This window comes from Vibrio eleionomae (assembly GCF_009874545.1).
GTDB classification, from domain to species: domain Bacteria; phylum Pseudomonadota; class Gammaproteobacteria; order Enterobacterales; family Vibrionaceae; genus Vibrio; species Vibrio nitrifigilis.
The window spans coordinates 140,800-158,025 of sequence record NZ_WEKT01000002.1; the positions used below are offsets into that span (position 1 = coordinate 140,800).

A 17,226-nucleotide genomic window follows, 5' to 3' on the forward strand; every position below is an offset into this window, starting at 1 on the left:
AGGTTCAGATATGGAATATGATTATCTAGTCATTGTTGGCTATTTCATCCTAATGGTTGGGATTAGCCTTCTATTCAAAAAGATGGCGAGCAAAAGCACCAGCGATTACTTTCGTGGGGGCGGTAAAATGCTTTGGTGGATGGTGGGTGCAACAGCCTTTATGACCCAATTTTCTGCTTGGACATTTACCGGTGCCGCAGGTAAAGCGTTCAGTTCAGGTTTTGAAATCTTAGGTGTATTTGTCGGCAACATGGTGGCGTATGCGTTCGCTTTCTTCTACTTCTCTCGTCGCTTCCGTCAAATGCGTGTAGACACACCAACTGAAGCTGTTCGTCGTCGCTTTGGTAATGGTAATGAACAGTTCTTCACATGGGTGATTATCCCGCTCAGTGTATTGAATGCCGGGGTTTGGCTAAACGGTCTTGGTGTGTTTGCCTCTGCGGTATTTAACACCGACATCAACCTCACTATTTGGGTAACAGGTGCCGCAGTACTGCTTGTTTCTTTAATTAGTGGTGCATGGGGTGTGGTAGCGTCTGACTTTATTCAATCACTGGTTGTCGCCGTTATTTCGATTGCTTGTGCTTGTGTTGCCTTGTTTGTGATTGGCGGCCCCGTGGAAATCATTGATAAATTCCCTGGCGGCTTCCTTGTCGGCCCAGACATGAATTACCCACTATTAATTGTTGGTTCATTCTTGTTCTTCATCGTTAAGCAATTGCAAAGTATCAACAACATGCAGGAGTCTTACCGTTTCCTAAACGCTAAAGATTCCAAAAATGCGTCTCGTGCAGCGTTGCTAGCTTTGGGTATGATGTTTATCGGTGCGATGATTTGGTTTATCCCACCATGGGCACTACGCATTCTAGATCCAAATGCAGCTATGGCTTATTCCAACTTAGGTAAAAAAGCAGGCGATGCGGTTTATCTAGTGTTCGCTCGTGACTACATGCCTACAGGTACTGTCGGTCTATTAATGGCTGGTTTATTTGCCGCAACCATGTCATCAATGGACTCAGCATTAAACCGTAACTCTGGTATTTTTGTACGTAGCTTCTACGCGCCTATCATGCGCCGTGGTAAAGCTACCGACAAAGAACAGCTACGCATGGGTATGATTGCCAGCATCGTAAACGGTATCTTAGTTATCCTATGTGCTCAGTTCTACGTCTCTCTACGCGGTTTAAGCTTGTTTGATTTAATGATGCAAGTTGCAACACTACTGCAATCACCAATCTTAGTTCCTCTATTCTTAGCTATTTTGATTCGCAAAACACCAAAATGGGCACCATGGGCAACCGTCATCTTTGGTCTATGTGTATCTCTAATGGTTGTGAAAGTTTGGACTCCTGATGTTGTTGGTGGTTGGTTTGGTATGGAAAACCTGACAGGTCGTGAGTCTAGCGATTTGAAAATCATGACCACTATCTGTGCTCACTTAGTGTTAACTATTGGGTTCTTCTTATGCACCACCTTCTTCTACAAAGAAGAAAAAGATATCTACAAAGAGCAAACCTTGGAATTCTTCAAAGATGTCGACACTAAATGTATTGAAGAAGAAGGACAAGATGTGGTTGACCGCCAACAACGTCATAAACTGGGTACTTTGGTAATGTGTATGGCTGCTGGTTTGGTATTGATGATATTGATTCCAAACCCATTATGGGGACGTTTACTCTTCTTAGCCTGCTCAGCCGCAGTCTTCATTGTCGGCTATGCGTTAAAACGCAGCGCGACTGCAGGAACGGTTGAACAAAAACATATTGCAACAAACTGATAAAAACCATTGCCCAAACCTCCAAAGGGTTTGGGCTACTTTAAGCGGTGACTTATTCAAACTCTCTTTAAACCGCTATTAATACTGAACACTACCTATGCGTTGCCACCAGCAGCGCTTTGATGAGGAGACAAATTATGGCCAAGGGTGACGTTGTACAGTTACATTTTGAGACCTTTATCGACAGCGACACACAAGTAAAAGTGACTCGCTTAACCCCTAAAGATGTCATTTGTCACCGTAACTATTTTTATCAAAAATGTTTCACTCAAGATGGCAAGCAACTTCTTTTTGCTGGCGATTTTGATGGTAATCGTAACTATTACTTATTGAACTTAGAGACTCAAAAGGCACGCCAACTAACGGAAGGGGAAGGTGATAATACCTTTGGTGGATTTCTTTCAACCAATGAACAATATCTTTTCTATGTCAAAAATGGCCTTAACCTTATGAAGGTTGATCTAGAGAACCTTGAAGAAACAGTAATCTATACAGTAGACCCAGAATGGAAGGGTTACGGTACTTGGGTTGCGAATAGTGACTGCACAAAATTAGTGGGAATTGAAATACTAAAAACGTGCTGGCAGCCACTCTCTGATTGGAAAAAATTCCATGAATTTTACTTTACCAACCCAACATGTCGATTGATTAAAGTAGATATTAATACCGGAAAACTCGATGTTGTTCACCAAGAGGATGCCTGGCTGGGTCACCCTATTTATCGCCCATTTGACGACTCTACTATTGGTTTTTGCCACGAAGGCCCGCACGATTTAGTCGATGCGAGAATGTGGTTAACTGACGAGCAAGGTAACAATGTGCGTAAAGTTAAAACCCACGCACCAGGTGAATCTTGCACACATGAATTTTGGATTCCAGACGGCAGTGCAATGGCTTATGTTTCTTATTTCAAAGGTCAAGCAAGCCGAGTCATTTATAAAGTAAACCCTGATACTTTAGAAAATGAACAAGTGATGGAAATGCCACCATGCTCTCATCTAATGAGTAATTACGATGGTTCACTGATGGTTGGAGATGGCTGTGATACGCCTGTTGATGTGGCAGATAACGATGCTTACAGCATCGAAAATGACCCATTTTTATATGTGCTAAATACCAAAACTAAGCACTATGCAAAACTTGCCAAACATAATACCTCTTGGGAAGTATTAGATGGTGACAGACAAATCACTCACCCTCACCCTTCATTTACCCCCGATGACTGCGGTGTGTTATTTACTAGTGATTTTGAAGGTGTCCCTGCGCTTTATATTGCAGAGGTACCACAAGAACTCCGATAGTACTGTTCAGTCTATCTTTTCGCCCTTAGTGACCCGACTAAGGGCGCTTTTTATCCAAACCGTGTCAATGATTAAGTTCGGTACAATACCTTCACCACATGCCAACCAAATTTAGTTTTTACGAGTTGTGGCTTTAATACTTCCCCGTTAAAACACGCTTTATCAAATTGGGGCACCATCTGACCACGACGAAACTCCCCTAAATCTCCTCCTTTTTTACCTGAAGGACATAAGGAATATTTTCGCGCGAGAGTTTGAAATTTAGCGCCTTTTTTCAACTGCAGAATAATATCTTCCGCTTGGTTTTTGTGTTTTACCAAAATATGCAGTGCTGCCGCTGTTGATGCCATATTCCCCCCCTATTGATGGTCTCGGTTTTTAAAAGCGCGCTAGTCTAACCAAACCAAACCTGAAATGCATCTTTTCGTCATCCTATTTCTGTAAATTCAATCCACCCAAATTTATGAAGACAGCTAGACTGTAACTAGGACATGTTGTACTCGCACACATTATTGAGCAATATACATAATGGTTATGCCCAAATGACTGCAAGATGCAGGGGTCAGCGCCTTGACTGAGCGTAAATACATTCTCGCTAAAACAACAGCTTGAAGTCACTTAGGTATATAAAATCGAGTTATATTGATGCCTTTTAGTCATGTAAAACAAAGAATAACTGACTAAATAACGAAAAAGTCCACTATGACCATTGCCGTAATATGGAATTTCGTTAATATAGATGTCAATACGTGTAATCATTAGACAATGAAAGTAGCTATGGCCAAAACGATCAGTAAAGCAAATCAGTCGCAAGGGATGTTAATGTTCACTCTTAACATGCAAAAACAATTGTTTGCGATTGGTACGCTAAAAGTAAGAGAAATTATTCCTTACATGCCAATGACGCAAATTCCTTATTCACATCACGATGTGGTGGGAACAGTGAATTTTCGAAATATGACAGTGCCCGTTATCGATATGGCAGCGGCTGTAGGCTTTCGTCGTATTGACCCTAGCGAATATAATAATTGCTACCTTATTGTTACAGATTGCCTAAGAACAGTTGTGGCATTCATGGTAAGAAGTATTGAAAAGATCATCGAATGTAACTGGCGAGAAATAGAGCCCGCACCACAAACTGCAGGGAAAAATGTCTTTGTAACCGGCATTACTCGCCATGAAAAGAATATTGTTCAGCTTCTTGACGTGGAACTTTTGTTATCCAAAATTTATCCGCAATATGAGTCAGTCAAAGTGCCAATGCTAACAGATATTGAGCGAGAGCGGCTACGCGCACTTAACATTCTGTTAGTCGACGATTCATCCATCGCTCGTAAACAATTAGCTGATGCATTAGATAGAATTAATATTTCCTATCAAGTCTGTAAAAACGGCATCGAAGCCATTGAGTTGATGCGCCAAGAAGCAGAACAAGGCCGCGCGATTGATTTGTTAGTCAGCGATATAGAGATGCCAGGTCTTGATGGTTATGAATTGGCATTTGAAGTGCAAAATGAAAATAACCTAAACCACGCTTATATTATTCTTCATACCTCTTTATCGAGTGAAATATGTGTTGATCGAGCTCATCAAGTCGGTGCCCATGAAGCGTTAGAAAAATTCAATGCGACAGAGCTTATCGAAGCCATGCTGCGAGGGGCGAAGAAGCTCGACGATTATAATCGTCAAAAGACCAAAACATTGGCGTAACCTTACGACTTTTAAAGCTTTTAACCAACGCTTTACTCCTGGAGTAAAGCGTTTCCTATATTAGTGTCCATTAGCTATTCAAATTCAGTTAACCAATGTGACAATAGCAAGTCTAACTGCTGCTGTTGATTACTATCCAAACTTGAGATTAATTGTTCCTGCTGATGAACATATTCATCCAAGATTCCACTGACTAAAGCCAATCCTTTCTCTGTTAGTTGAACTTCAACACTTCTTCTATCTTCAACGCTGTGCTCTCGAGAAATCAACGCTTTCTGTTCTAACTTATCGAGCCGATTTGTCATCGCCCCTGAAGTGAGCATCATAGACTCCAACAGTAAGGATGGAGTCAGCCGGTAAGGCGCACCTGAACGTTTTAATGTCATCAATACATCAAATTCGCCCATTAATAATCCCTGCTCTTTTAACCACTGTGCGACCTGTGTTTCTAAATACTTAGTTAGCCGACGCATGCGCCCCAAGATCCCCATGGGTAAAGTATTAAGATTCGGGCATTCCTCTGCCCATTGCTGTCTGATGCTATCAATTGCTGCCATTAAAAATCCATCACTTAACGTTTATAAAGCCATATTACTTTAACATTAACATTCTTTACAAATTGCAATCCGTTCGTTATCTTTACACAAACTATTTTAATGTAAAGATACTTTATATGAATATACTACTTGCTATGATTCCCGCTTTCTTTTGGGGAACCACTTATGCCGTAACTCAATATACATTGCCTGATTGGCCACCATTGCTGCTTGGTCTGCTTCGAGCATTACCTGCTGGTATTTTGCTATGGATCGTAAAACCAAGCTTACCGAGCAAAGACTATATCCCTCGTTTATTGCTGCTTGGAACCATCAATATAGGAGCCTTCTTTTGCTTAATTTTTGTCATGGCACACACTTTACCTGCAACAATTTCTGGGGTTGGTATGATGTCAGTTCCGGTGATCGCAATGTTGATTCAATGGGTCATGTATAAACACCCCCCCACTGCATCTAAATTACTATGTGGTTTATTACTGATTGCTTGTGCGTGGCAGCTATTTTCCCCAAGTTCACTTGCGTTAAGTCATACGGGGCTGATTGCTATGGTGACAGCGATTGCATGCATGATTAGCGGATCGCTATTAACTAAAAAGCTTGGCACATCCCTTGACTGGTGGAGTGTTCTTAGCTGGCAATTGATATTAGGTGGAACGGTCTTGATTCCTATAATCTTTTGGCAAGCCTTACACCAACCACAATCTTATCTCTCGGCCATTCACAATATGAGTTCGATGAATATGTTGGGATTACTTTGGATTTGTATCCTAAACACAGCATTTGCTTACGGATTATATGTCTGGTTACTGCAGCGCATGTCAGTGGTCGATTTTACATTTGGCGGCATCGCTAATCCCATTGCAGGCATCTTGTGTGGATATGGATTAATGCATGAAGTGTACGCCCCTTATCAGTATTTACTGATGGGTGCGATGATTATCTTGTCTTTGTTGCCGCAATGGTTAGAGCTACGAAAACAAAAACATAGCAATCTACCCCATCATGCGGCAACGAGTCATTAAAGAGATTCAATATGAATCAGATGGTTTTGAGCAGTATCTAATATCGCTTGCTGCTGCTCAGCAGCCATTTTGTTCCACACGCTGTACATCATTTTTAAACGGTGATTATTCGCCAAATGTCCTCGATGCAAAGAGAGAAAAGCCCAATACAAGGAGTTAAATGGGCAAGCCTTTGCACCCAACTTTTCTTTCACTTGGTAATGGCATGTTCGGCAATAGTCACTCATTTTATTGATATAAGCTCCGCTGGCGATATAGGGTTTTGTCGCAACAATACCACCATCAGCAAATAGAGCCATTCCCCTTGTATTGGGCATCTCAACCCATTCAATGGCATCAATATATATTCCCAAATACCAAGCATCGACTTCATCAGGCGAGATACCCGCTAATAACGCAAAGTTTCCTGTTACCATCAAACGTTGAATATGGTGAGCATAAGCCTGTGTCAGTGATTGAGATACCGCTTGTGCCACACAATTCATTTTTGTATCCCCACTCCAAAAATAATGAGGCAACGAACGCTTGGCATTAAGTTGGTTATATTGCTGATAATTGGGCATATTGGCCCAGTAAACGCCCCTTACATATTCGCGCCAACCCAAAATCTGTCTAACAAACCCTTCAACTTGTGCCAAGGTGATGGTCTTTTTATTCTGCTCGTAATAGTCAATAACAGTAGTCACTACTTCACGAGGTGAGAGTAGTTTAGTATTCAGTGCGAAGGAGATTCGACTATGATAGAGCGACCATTTAGCGGTTATTTGATCGGTCATCGCATCTTGAAACCAGCCAAAATTCACGAGGCAATACTCGCAAAAAAAAGCCAACAGATTAAGTGCTTGAGCTCGATTAATACTCCACAGTAAGTGTGTTCCAACATGACCAAATGTCACCACATTATGTCGATTTAATCGTTCAATTACCTCGCTAACATTATTATCAAAACAGAGTGGTGAGGGCACAGCATCAAGGTCTGACTTCTTTAAGGAATGACAATTATCACTATCATAATTCCATTGTCCGCCCATAGGCTGACTTGAATCTGTCATTAGTACGTTGAACCTTTTGCGCATTTTGCGATAGAAATTTTCCATCAGCACATGTTTACCCGCGGTAAAATAGTCAGAAATTTCGTCAAATGGTAGGAAAAAATGGCCGGTATCGTATTCGATGATTTGTACTTCTAAGAGATCAAGAGCCCGTAATTGTGTTAGCAAACGATGTTCATCAGGCCGTTGATAATGAAACTCTTCACATTGATAGCGTCGCCATAGGTCTTCTAGCAGATCAGGTAAATCTTGGAATTGTGCAGTATCATCTAACGTTAGATGCAATACCTGATGACCCTCTTCACTTAACTGATGCGCAAATGATTCCATTGCCATGAAAAATGCACACACTTTTTGAATATGGTGCTTAACATAACGAGTTTCTTGATGGAGCTCGGCTATCACATACAAGACATCAGGCTCAACACGTTGAAACCATGCATGATTTATATTCAATTGATCCCCTAAAACCAATCTTATAGCCCTGTATTGCATATACAATCTCCTATTTTAACTGTCTCAAATACGTTACTCCTTCGGTTAAAGATCACTTAGGGAGGAGGATACTGTAACCAAGACTGTTATAATTATCAGATAGCCAGCGCTCGGTGCTTGCTACTTATGCTTACCCAGTAAAGGGTAACTCAATTTGATTGTTGTGCCCCATTGATGCCGCACAACCCTGCTCTAAGTGACTTATGACTGACGAATTTAAAAAATCGACAGATAACCTCAAAAAAGCGGTTCCGCTGATGATGAAAAACCAAGTAGCGACGACTCCCGCTAATTACGCGCTTTGGTATACGTATGTCGATAATACATTTCCCGAAATGAACCAGCAGATAGATGATATCGTGCAACAAAACGGCCTTTGTCCACCATCAACTAACGATCAACTTTATCAGCAATTTATCGCATCAAAGGCTGAAACAAGCATTAATGATTTAAAGACCAACTTAGAAGTTTTGGTTGGTGAGATAAGTAGCTCCATGACGGACACATTGACCGATACCAGCCTATTTTCATCACTGATTGATAAAAGCTTTTCCGATTTGGAACGCGTAGAAAGAGATAGCTTATCGCTTGATGAAGTCATGTCGATTATCCGTAAGCTGATTGCCGACTCTCGGGAAATTCGTCATTCAACGACGTTTTTACACAATCAATTAAATACCGCAACAAATGAGATAACCCGCTTAAAAAATCAGCTGGCAGAAGTACAAAAAGATGCCTTATTTGATAGTCTCACGTCTCTTTACAATCGGCGCGCCTTTGACCGAGATATACACGCCTTATTTAGTGTAGAACAGCCATTTAGCCTCATTGTGGCTGATATTGATCACTTTAAGTCGCTCAACGACACCTATGGGCATTTATTTGGCGATGCTGTCATCAGATCTATTTCAAAGCGTATGCAAAATGGCTGCCGAGAAGGCATCACTGCCTACCGGTTTGGCGGGGAAGAGTTTGTTCTTTTAGTGCCACAAAAATCATTGAGAATTGGCCGTCAGTTTGCAGAAAGCCTACGCCGCTCAATCGAAAAATTATCCATCAAAGATCGTCGCTCAGGCCAGCAAGTCAGTAATGTAACCGTCTCCTTTGGTGTCGCTGAACGGGTAGAATCTGACACGGCAGTATCACTGTTAGAACGTGCGGACAAAATGCTTTACGATGCGAAGAAATTAGGTCGAAACCGTGTCATGCCTCTTTGAGTGCAGCACGAGCAGGCAATAATAAAGACGCTTGCCGCACACAGGGGCAGCAAGCACCATCAAATTCATCGTTTTTACAAAGAGCAATAGGCTACAACTTAAGTTGGTATGTCAATAGGTAGTCTCCACCACACTTACTACGATACTCTTTATCTTCGCTACTCGCATGAGGTCTGCCCTGCTCATCACCTTGAACAAGACTAATCCAGTGACGCATTCCCGACTTTTGCGTAAACATGGTATGCGTTTCAATTTGTATATCTTTGATAGCAGAAAGCGTCACTGTACCGTCACCTTGGCTACGCGCGATAAACAATTCAATATGACTTCCCGTACCATCGCGAAATAAAATGGAGTCTGGACTCTCTGGTTGCCCAATAAATGCAACGAATTGGCGATTGTTGCGTAAACCGCTATGGCTTCCATCGGCGAAATACGCTAACAAATGGTGATAATCAATTTGATAGCTCGTTACGTCTTGATGTGATCCCATCTCTAATGGGAATAACCTATCAAGTAACTGTTTTGCTTTCACTTGTATTTCTTCTTGCTGACTCTGCTTCGTTGTTTCTACTGCTACAACTTGCTCAACGATAAAGTCATGTTGATATTGTTCGCTCTCTTGATTATCCAAAGTCAGCATATTCATCCTTGTTTCCTCGTTATGTTTCATGTTCCGCCTGTGGCGGCTTTTGCTGTTCTGTTACACCACGGTGAGGTCGTTTTTCATCCTCAATTACAGTGGCATTTGTGATAATGCTTGGCTCTTTTTTTTGCGCCTACATGGAAGAGTAATAGATTTATCACTACAATTTCACAACAAAAATTTTACAATGTGAATTTTACAAAATGGCCGTGTCAAAAAGTTTGATTAGACAATCGCACTTTTTAGGGACAAAAGTGCGTAACTTGCGGAAACGTAATCACTTAACAATGGAAGATCTCTCAGCTCGCTGCGTGAGAATCAATCCAGAATACGCCCCTTCGGTTTCTTACCTCTCGATGATCGAGAGAGGTAAACGAGTACCGAGCGCAGAAATGCTCGAAGTCATCGCAGAAGTTTTTCAAAAGCCGATCTCTTGGTTTCTTGACGATGAACCCGCATATGCTGATATCACACCAAATAAAGGAAATCGTGGTGGTATCAATGGCATGGCGTTAGAACCCAGCTTTTTGTTTTCCAATGACATTCTGCAAATTGCTATTCCAGAAATGCTTTCACAAACAGGTATTACAGGAAGACAGTTTGCCCACTTGCTGATTCGAGCCCATCAAGAAAGTTTACAGAACCATTTTCCTGATTTAGAACGCGCAGCCGAGGATGTTGGTACAAAACGACTTAATCTCGATGTCGATGATCTGCTCGATCTAGCGCAGCATGTCGGGTTGACCATTCACTGGATGAAACGTCCTCCACAACAAGTGGTCGATGAATTAGGCATCAGTGCCAAACAGCTTGTGACATCTTTCTTTGAACCACCAGGCCACGTATACCTTAACGAAATGCTAAGGGCATATCCTACCCGCCTTAAGTACGATCTGGCGGTCTATATTGGCAATATCGTATTACACAGCAAAGATGGCCTGAAAAGTGTGTTAACGATTGGACATACCAACAGTTGGGAAGAAACGCCTCACGCTCCAAGTTCGACAGAGCTTAATTCTCAGGATATTTTGCAAGCATGGCGTGATTTTGAATCAAGTTTTTTCGCTGGAGCATTACTTTGTCCCAAAGTTCCTTTTCGCCAATTGCTTGATCGCAACGGTTATGAAATTAGTGCGCACGAAAAAGCAGGGGTTTCCCCATCTGTTGCCATGCGTCGGATGACGGTTGTCTCGCCATATCCACATTGGCATTATTTTGATGCCTATGGAAAAGGTAAATTAAAAGCCGTTTACCGCGGCAATGGGATACCACTTCCCTGGGGAAACATGAGAACCGTTAACGATCCATGTCAACATTGGGCAGTATTTCCTCGCCTTAGTGCACCGCAAGCTCAAAGTTCAGCTCAAATTTCAATCTTAAACGTCGCCAACGAACCGCGTATCTATTGTTGTGAATCGATTAATATTACCGACGCAGCAGGCAATAATCGCGTTCTCTGTGCGGGCATCGATTTAAATCCAGCGATCAACGCTCAAGGTGGCGATGCATTGACTGTTGCAGCAGAGCTGCAAGCGTCTTGTGTAACAAAAGGCGGGACAACCCCCATTCCGGCACTGATTAAAAAAGATCTCCGCACCATTGCAAAAATCCTTAACATTAATTGGATTGAGCGAGGAATAGAAAGTGATGCTCGATTGATCTGTTCACGCGGGGCAGTTTGTCCAAGAAATCCAAGCTGCTATGGCAAATGTGATTCTCAGTAGAAGACCACGCAACATGACTGCCAACAGGGAAACCGAACAGGCTGATTTTGCTGACACTAGGTGCCCCAGTTATAACGCGGTTGTTGATGACGACACTACACAACTAAAGTGATGACGTTGGCCATTACCACAGGCAAAAAAAAAGCCAATCGCAATACTTGCGGTTGGCTGTAGATATGTGTGAACAATTTGGTTCACTAACAACGTCAGTTGGCTAGGTGACCCTCGGCTTAATAAGGGTCACTTATACATATGCAGTTAGCGTGCCAACTTTTTAAAGCGATTAAAAAACCTGATTTTTACCCCTAAAGGGGCAAATAATGGTCTATTTACAATATCAGAGTAATCCATCCATTTCATATCGCCATTGCATTTTGCAAATCTCCTCGCAAAATGCAATGGCACATTGCGTAAAAGATCTCTTTTTTATGTATAGAGTGAATCGAATTTGCTTTCCATTTAAACAGCAAAGTATTTGGATAAGTTTACCGTGCGACTGATTACGTATTTACTTGAAGTCCTATCAAGTAATCAGGTAGAGTTTTCATTCAATATACAAAAGGTCGGTGCCGCTAATGACCATGTCTTTGTTTAATGAACCGGAATGGATACCTATTCAGGATGGGCAGCTATTATGGTTACCTGAATTTTTGACGGCTGATGAGTCGCAACGCTTTTATAATGAGCTATCAGCCGCTGTTCCTTGGCGGCAAGAGCCGATAAGTATGTTTGGTCGCACCGTCTTACAACCAAGGCTACAAGCTTGGTATGGTGATAAAACCTATGCTTATTCAGGTTTGACGATGTCACCTGAACCTTGGATTTCCCCTCTGCTCGATCTTAAGCAACGTTGTGAACACATTGCTCAAACCTCGTTTAACTCGGTATTAGCCAATTACTATCGAGATGGCAACGATTCAATGGGATGGCATCAGGATAATGAAGCAGAACTCGGATTAAACCCGATTATCGCCTCTATCTCACTTGGAGAAACCCGCCGTTTCGTGCTCAAACATTTACATTGTAAATCTAAATATGAACTGGAACTTACCTCTGGATCCTTACTCATCATGGCGGGAACAACTCAACATTTTTGGCAACATGGCATACCGAAAACTAAGCGAGCAAAGCACGGACGAATTAACTTGACGTTCCGCACTGTGTATTAATCTATACGTTGAAAGGGAATGACTATTCCTGCCATGATTGAGCTTGATATAGGCCCGTTGATGAAGATCTGCCCCCTGCATCTTGAGGTCATTTGGGTATAAACAGACAGAGGGTTTGATATACCCTATCAAGCCCTTGCTATCATCAATCGCCTTATGCGGATTTTAATTTTGCGTGATGCCAAGTCGCAAGCACCTTAGGCAGTAACCCAGTGATGACTGTTGCCACAACAATCAGTGCCAAACCAATTTTTTGCTTACTGCTGTACGACACATCAAAAAACAACATTTGCCATATCGCGGAGTACATCAAGTTGGTAAAAATTAACGGTGCCAACTGGGATCCAGAATTAGCAATCCGGTAGGCTTTGGCGCGAAATACTTGGGTGTTGATGACTAAAAAAGCGATGGCTAACACAGCGCCGACTATTAATGCACCATAACCCGTTTTGTCACCTGCTGGGGAGAACGAAATTGGTGAAGTGATTAACAGTGGTAACAGCACTAGTGAAGCCATCCCAAAACTCCATGCATTTATTTCTATTGTACGCATGTCACTTTTAGTCGCACGGTACAAACATAATTGGGAACCCGCATTAAAAAGTCCGGCTAATACTCCAATGAGTAGTTCAGGTCTCCAACGAATCCCTGATACGTCGCCGGCTAGCAACAGCACTCCGATAAACGTCATAGCGAGTCCAATCAGAGTCAGCCCCTGTAACTTCACTCTAAAAAAGAGCTTCTCTAGCAGAGGAATAAATAGTGGACCAGTACTAAACAGAACCACACTCTCAACTAAAGAGAGTGTTTGTAGCGAAAAAATAAAACATAGCTGGCAACCCGCCATGCAAAATGCCCGTAATACCAGCGATTTTCGCATACTTGCCACGGGTAAACGACATTGAGTTACCGCCATAACGGCAAACAACATTAAACCGGGAAGAAAAAATCGTAAAAATGTTAGCCATTGTGCAGAAATATCGACTGACAAATATTTCGTAATTAAGCCAGATAAAGATAAACTTAATGTTGAAACAAGCATAAAGCTCACAGCCAATGGCGTACTTTGCATAATAACTCCTCGTAAAACTGGAGCTATTATAAGAATCCCAACGGTAAATAAATAACGAGTAATAGTGAACAAACCTGTAAGAAAAACTTAACTATGAGAAAATTACTTCCGTTAAAATCACTCTATACCTTCGTTGCAGTAGCCGAAACAGGCAGTATGTCTAAGGCAGCAGAGGTATTGAATGTTAGCCACTCAGCGGTCAGTCAGGCTATTAAGTCGATAGAGTCGCAACTTAATCAAACCTTATTTAGTCGAGTCGGGCGCAACGTTGAACTGAACAATGCTGGCTACCGCTATTACAAAAAAATAGCGCCCGCTTTAGAGCAAATTGTGGATGCGACCGAAGCGATGTTGATTCAACCGAATACCAATCGACTGACAGTCAACATGATTAATTCATTAGCATTGCACTGGTGGATTCCACGAGTTCCAAAATTTCAACAGTTTGCCCCAACAATCGATATTCGTATGTCAAACTTACCTGGGCAATTTTCTTTGGAAGCAGAAGGCGTGGATGCCGCCATTATTCATGGAGTATTAGATGATTGGCAGGATTATTATTGTGAAAAACTCAGTGATGACCAATTAGTCCTAGTATGCAACCCTGATTTAATTAGTGAGGATACAGAACTTGAGGTAAGTCAGTTATTAGCTAAATATCCAACCATTGTTGTCACCGGTAAAAGAAGGATTAATGACTGGCCCAACTGGTGTAAAGCCAATGACGTCCCCCCACCAAAACAGAAAAATAACCTCAGTTTTGTTACGTCTGCACAGGCAATACAAGCGACCTACCGTCAATTAGGTATGTTTGTAACCCACAAAATATTTGTTCAAGAAGATTTAGAACAAGGAGGACTTATATCCTTAGGGAGTGCGGTCAAACATCCAACACAAGGATTTTATTTCACCTGCTTGCCGGAAAAGTTAAAACTAGAAAGTGTTCTTACTTTAAGAAGCTGGTTGCGGCACGAATTCAATCATTAATATTACATAGTAACGAAAACAACGCAGAGCACACAAAAAACCACAAACCAGCCCACGAACCGCCAGAGATAAGAGCGAGTTCTCCTTTCCACCTCTTGTGGAGAAATCGGCGCCATAGGATGATGTTCGGCTTGCTCTAGAGAAGATAGTCTTTCTTCTTGTTCATGAACCATATGCTCAAGTTCATGTCTTTTCTCCGCCTTTTTTGCGGTTTCCATAAACCGATGGAGCTGTTCATTGGTTAGATCCTCGTCCGGATTATACACATGCGGTTTTGGGGCACGGTTTTTAATATTGGGCATAAATCACCTCCCGAACAACACTCTCCATTATTTTAGATCCCAATAAGCATCGACAGTTCCACCTAAGTCTTACTTTTGATAGAAATCATAATATACCTCACCAAAACATATTCAAAATTTTCGAACATGTTTCTCAAAAACAGTGGCTCTTCATTTGTTTCAGAGCACTCTAAAATATCAGGGTAATCAAATAGGAGGCAGTTATGAGCCAATACAGAGAAATTCGTCAAATTATTCCCGCACAAGATACATCTGATGGTGACGGAGTTAAGATTCGCCGAATCGCTGGTTTCAATAATGCAAATCTGTCTCCATTTTTGATGGTCGATGAATTGAAATCTGACGATCGTAAAGATTACGTCGGTGGCTTCCCTCCACATCCACACCGTGGAATCGAAACCCTAACTTATATGTTGGAAGGTCATTTTCAGCATCGCGATCATATGGGTAATGTAGGTGAACTACGCACGGGTGGAGCGCAGTGGATGGCAGCTGGTCGCGGAGTGATCCATAGCGAAATGCCAATCATGCAAGATGGTCAATTACACGGCTTCCAAATTTGGATCAATCAACCAGCGAAAGACAAAATGTCTCCCGCTCGTTATCACGATTATCAACCAGAAACCATCACAGAATATCAAACAGAGTCTGTTGGATTAATGCGTGTGATGGCAGGACAAATCGTTGTCGATGGCGAAACGTTAACTGGCCCACTCACTGCGACTGGAACACCAGCAACCGTTGCGGATTGGCGAGCTACAGCAGGCTCACAGATGACTCTTACCACCAACGATTCACACAACGTAATGATATACGCCTATAAAAATGACTTAACCATCGGTGAACGTACGGTTAAACAGGGACAAATGGCGATTTTGTCGCAAGGCGAAAACATTGAGTTATCAGCCCCAAATGGTGGTGGCGCTTTGATTTTTGTAGGGCAACCAATCAATGAACCGGTTGTCCATTACGGACCATTTGTGATGAACACTGTTGAAGAAATACATCAAGCAGTCAACGACTATAACTCAGGCGTATTTGAAACATATTGATTGATTTCGCACGCAGATTAGCACTTGCGTTCGAATGTAAAGTTTAGAAAACATCAACAAATATCCATGCCAATTTGTTTGTTTTTCGACCACACAGTAGGCTCTACTCTGTGTGGTTTTTTTATTTTTAATAACTTTGGTCGAAAGTTTATTTCTATTTAATAATCAACAATTCGATCTATACTTATTGAATAAATACTCTAATATCTCCTTTCTTATTACTATTTTTTAATAGTAAATTGCTATCCAAAAACACAAAAAAATGTGAAACTATGCCGCGAAAAGTTAATAAAAACTAAAACGGAATAGTACAAATACCTACTACTTACGAGCTATTTCTTTATTTTTTATAATCAGTTACGATCTGCTCAAACCAGTTGTGGTCACTAACTCTAAATAAGTATTTATGACGCATTATCATATGAACCTATTAGAACATTAGTTAGTTAAAATTGAGCGAACGGTCAAATTTTCTTAAAAAACAAATTGATTAAAAAATAACCTTTCTTCAATCTTGCCTCAAACAAAATATAATAATGACCATTTAGGTTTTCGTTGACTAAAATATAATGGCTAGGCGAGGAATTACGATGTCAGTATCAACCAACCGGAGTCAAACACAGAGACCATTTAAAATGAGCAATCTGTTACTAAATGAGAAAGCATTTAAATTAATATTTATGGCATTCTCCATCGTAATCGTCGTTAGTTGCAGTATTTTGGGTTATGACGCATACAAAGCTTACATAAATCCAGAACACGTATACGGCAAATGGGTAGAGATTGGTGGCCCAAACTATAATAAAGAAATATTAACTTTGTCTGAAAAAGGGGTGTATAAAAACAACCACCTGATCAGCACTTCATTTCAGTTCAGCGGAAGCACTGTCACAGTCCGTACCGGGGATGGTACAACAAAATACGAATTGGATGGCTCTGAAGATGCGCCACAATTAAAACGAATCAAACCCGGATCGCCAACTCAAGCGTTCGTTAAACATGGTTATGAAGCAGAACTGAAACACAAGCAGCAAAGTGGCTCTCAAGAGCGACGCTTAATCCTCTCTGAACATTTTAAAGAAGGGAAATAATGGCAAGCTAAACGTGGCATTATGAGAAAATAAACAGGTCATAAAACCAAAA

The 17,226-nt window shown here is 41.5% G+C and carries 16 protein-coding genes; 10 read left to right on the forward strand and 6 right to left on the reverse strand.

Features of this window, described 5'->3' with window-relative positions:
* The first annotated feature begins 10 nt into the window (after positions 1 to 10).
* Positions 11 to 1,777 (forward strand): sodium:solute symporter family protein, encoded by a 1,767-nt coding sequence (locus F9817_RS01900; protein WP_161153266.1) that lies wholly within the window; start codon positions 11 to 13, stop codon positions 1,775 to 1,777.
* A gap of 137 nt (positions 1,778 to 1,914) precedes the next feature.
* On the forward strand, positions 1,915 to 3,078 hold the full coding sequence (locus F9817_RS01905) for an oligogalacturonate lyase family protein (protein ID WP_161153267.1): 1,164 nt from the start codon (positions 1,915 to 1,917) through the stop codon (positions 3,076 to 3,078).
* Between the two features lie 71 nt (positions 3,079 to 3,149).
* Here F9817_RS01905 and F9817_RS01910 read toward each other — a convergent pair whose 3' ends face one another.
* Positions 3,150 to 3,428, reverse strand: coding sequence for a peptidylprolyl isomerase (locus F9817_RS01910; RefSeq protein WP_161153268.1), 279 nt, complete (start codon positions 3,426 to 3,428; stop codon positions 3,150 to 3,152).
* Between the two features lie 427 nt (positions 3,429 to 3,855).
* On the opposite strand from F9817_RS01910, the gene F9817_RS01915 reads away from it, so the two are divergent.
* Positions 3,856 to 4,788, forward strand: coding sequence for a chemotaxis protein (locus F9817_RS01915; RefSeq protein WP_161153269.1), 933 nt, complete (start codon positions 3,856 to 3,858; stop codon positions 4,786 to 4,788).
* A gap of 74 nt (positions 4,789 to 4,862) precedes the next feature.
* Here the strand turns inward: F9817_RS01915 and F9817_RS01920 are convergent, their stop codons facing one another.
* Entirely contained in the window at positions 4,863 to 5,345 is a 483-nt protein-coding gene (locus F9817_RS01920; protein ID WP_161153270.1) for a MarR family transcriptional regulator, read from the reverse strand.
* A gap of 116 nt (positions 5,346 to 5,461) precedes the next feature.
* Between F9817_RS01920 and F9817_RS01925 the strand changes: the two genes are divergently transcribed.
* Positions 5,462 to 6,367: a DMT family transporter gene (locus tag F9817_RS01925; RefSeq protein ID WP_161153271.1), complete on the forward strand. Its 906-nt coding sequence runs from the start codon at positions 5,462 to 5,464 to the stop codon at positions 6,365 to 6,367.
* Here the strand turns inward: F9817_RS01925 and F9817_RS01930 are convergent.
* Positions 6,364 to 7,914: a cryptochrome/photolyase family protein gene (locus F9817_RS01930; RefSeq protein WP_161153272.1), complete on the reverse strand. Its 1,551-nt coding sequence runs from the start codon at positions 7,912 to 7,914 to the stop codon at positions 6,364 to 6,366. The genes F9817_RS01925 and F9817_RS01930 overlap by 4 nt on opposite strands.
* Before the next feature lie 203 nt (positions 7,915 to 8,117).
* Here F9817_RS01930 and F9817_RS01935 point away from each other — a divergent pair, with 203 nt between their 5' ends.
* Complete coding sequence (locus tag F9817_RS01935) at positions 8,118 to 9,131, forward strand: GGDEF domain-containing protein (protein WP_161153273.1); 1,014 nt, start codon at positions 8,118 to 8,120, stop codon at positions 9,129 to 9,131.
* Positions 9,132 to 9,222: 91 nt separating this feature from the next.
* On the opposite strand, the gene F9817_RS01940 is transcribed toward F9817_RS01935, so the two are convergent.
* A complete protein-coding gene (locus F9817_RS01940) occupies positions 9,223 to 9,780 on the reverse strand; it encodes an aldolase/citrate lyase/malate synthase family protein (RefSeq protein ID WP_161153274.1) in 558 nt (185 codons plus the stop codon).
* A gap of 200 nt (positions 9,781 to 9,980) precedes the next feature.
* On the opposite strand from F9817_RS01940, the gene F9817_RS01945 reads away from it, so the two are divergent.
* Positions 9,981 to 11,501 carry a DUF3612 domain-containing protein gene (locus F9817_RS01945; protein WP_161153275.1) on the forward strand — a complete coding sequence of 507 codons (1,521 nt, stop codon included), beginning with the start codon at positions 9,981 to 9,983 and terminating at the stop codon, positions 11,499 to 11,501.
* Between the two features lie 575 nt (positions 11,502 to 12,076).
* Positions 12,077 to 12,670, forward strand: coding sequence for an alpha-ketoglutarate-dependent dioxygenase AlkB family protein (locus tag F9817_RS01950; protein WP_161153276.1), 594 nt, complete (start codon positions 12,077 to 12,079; stop codon positions 12,668 to 12,670).
* Positions 12,671 to 12,824: 154 nt separating this feature from the next.
* On the opposite strand, the gene F9817_RS01955 is transcribed toward F9817_RS01950, so the two are convergent.
* Positions 12,825 to 13,742, reverse strand: a complete 918-nt coding sequence (locus F9817_RS01955) for a DMT family transporter (protein ID WP_161153277.1) — start codon at positions 13,740 to 13,742, stop codon at positions 12,825 to 12,827.
* A 93-nt stretch (positions 13,743 to 13,835) separates the two neighbouring features.
* On the opposite strand from F9817_RS01955, the gene F9817_RS01960 reads away from it, so the two are divergent.
* The gene (locus F9817_RS01960) at positions 13,836 to 14,729 is read left to right on the forward strand and encodes a LysR substrate-binding domain-containing protein (RefSeq protein WP_161153278.1); all 894 of its coding nucleotides are present in this window, start codon (positions 13,836 to 13,838) and stop codon (positions 14,727 to 14,729) included.
* Between the two features lie 2 nt (positions 14,730 to 14,731).
* Here F9817_RS01960 and F9817_RS01965 read toward each other — a convergent pair whose 3' ends face one another.
* On the reverse strand, positions 14,732 to 15,031 hold the full coding sequence (locus F9817_RS01965) for a hypothetical protein (RefSeq protein ID WP_161153279.1): 300 nt from the start codon (positions 15,029 to 15,031) through the stop codon (positions 14,732 to 14,734).
* A gap of 203 nt (positions 15,032 to 15,234) precedes the next feature.
* Here F9817_RS01965 and F9817_RS01970 point away from each other — a divergent pair, with 203 nt between their 5' ends.
* Together F9817_RS01970 and F9817_RS01975 are read left to right on the forward strand one after the other, a co-directional pair.
* On the forward strand, positions 15,235 to 16,083 hold the full coding sequence (locus tag F9817_RS01970; protein ID WP_161153280.1) for a pirin family protein: 849 nt from the start codon (positions 15,235 to 15,237) through the stop codon (positions 16,081 to 16,083).
* A 590-nt stretch (positions 16,084 to 16,673) separates the two neighbouring features.
* Positions 16,674 to 17,174 carry a DUF2850 domain-containing protein gene (locus F9817_RS01975; protein ID WP_161153281.1) on the forward strand — a complete coding sequence of 167 codons (501 nt, stop codon included), beginning with the start codon at positions 16,674 to 16,676 and terminating at the stop codon, positions 17,172 to 17,174.
* Positions 17,175 to 17,226: the final 52 nt, after the last annotated feature.

Coding starts and splice junctions, on each gene's coding strand:
- F9817_RS01935 (WP_161153273.1), top strand. CDS start 8,118: ATGACTGACGAATTTAAAAAATCGACAGATAACCTCAAAAAAGCGGTT.
- F9817_RS01955 (WP_161153277.1), bottom strand. CDS start 13,742: ATGCAAAGTACGCCATTGGCTGTGAGCTTTATGCTTGTTTCAACATTA.
- F9817_RS01905 (WP_161153267.1), top strand. CDS start 1,915: ATGGCCAAGGGTGACGTTGTACAGTTACATTTTGAGACCTTTATCGAC.
- F9817_RS01960 (WP_161153278.1), top strand. CDS start 13,836: ATGAGAAAATTACTTCCGTTAAAATCACTCTATACCTTCGTTGCAGTA.
- F9817_RS01950 (WP_161153276.1), top strand. CDS start 12,077: ATGACCATGTCTTTGTTTAATGAACCGGAATGGATACCTATTCAGGAT.
- F9817_RS01945 (WP_161153275.1), top strand. CDS start 9,981: ATGGCCGTGTCAAAAAGTTTGATTAGACAATCGCACTTTTTAGGGACA.
- F9817_RS01900 (WP_161153266.1), top strand. CDS start 11: ATGGAATATGATTATCTAGTCATTGTTGGCTATTTCATCCTAATGGTT.
- F9817_RS01925 (WP_161153271.1), top strand. CDS start 5,462: ATGAATATACTACTTGCTATGATTCCCGCTTTCTTTTGGGGAACCACT.
- F9817_RS01965 (WP_161153279.1), bottom strand. CDS start 15,031: ATGCCCAATATTAAAAACCGTGCCCCAAAACCGCATGTGTATAATCCG.
- F9817_RS01970 (WP_161153280.1), top strand. CDS start 15,235: ATGAGCCAATACAGAGAAATTCGTCAAATTATTCCCGCACAAGATACA.
- F9817_RS01930 (WP_161153272.1), bottom strand. CDS start 7,914: ATGCAATACAGGGCTATAAGATTGGTTTTAGGGGATCAATTGAATATA.
- F9817_RS01915 (WP_161153269.1), top strand. CDS start 3,856: ATGGCCAAAACGATCAGTAAAGCAAATCAGTCGCAAGGGATGTTAATG.
- F9817_RS01920 (WP_161153270.1), bottom strand. CDS start 5,345: ATGGCAGCAATTGATAGCATCAGACAGCAATGGGCAGAGGAATGCCCG.
- F9817_RS01975 (WP_161153281.1), top strand. CDS start 16,674: ATGTCAGTATCAACCAACCGGAGTCAAACACAGAGACCATTTAAAATG.
- F9817_RS01910 (WP_161153268.1), bottom strand. CDS start 3,428: ATGGCATCAACAGCGGCAGCACTGCATATTTTGGTAAAACACAAAAAC.
- F9817_RS01940 (WP_161153274.1), bottom strand. CDS start 9,780: ATGAATATGCTGACTTTGGATAATCAAGAGAGCGAACAATATCAACAT.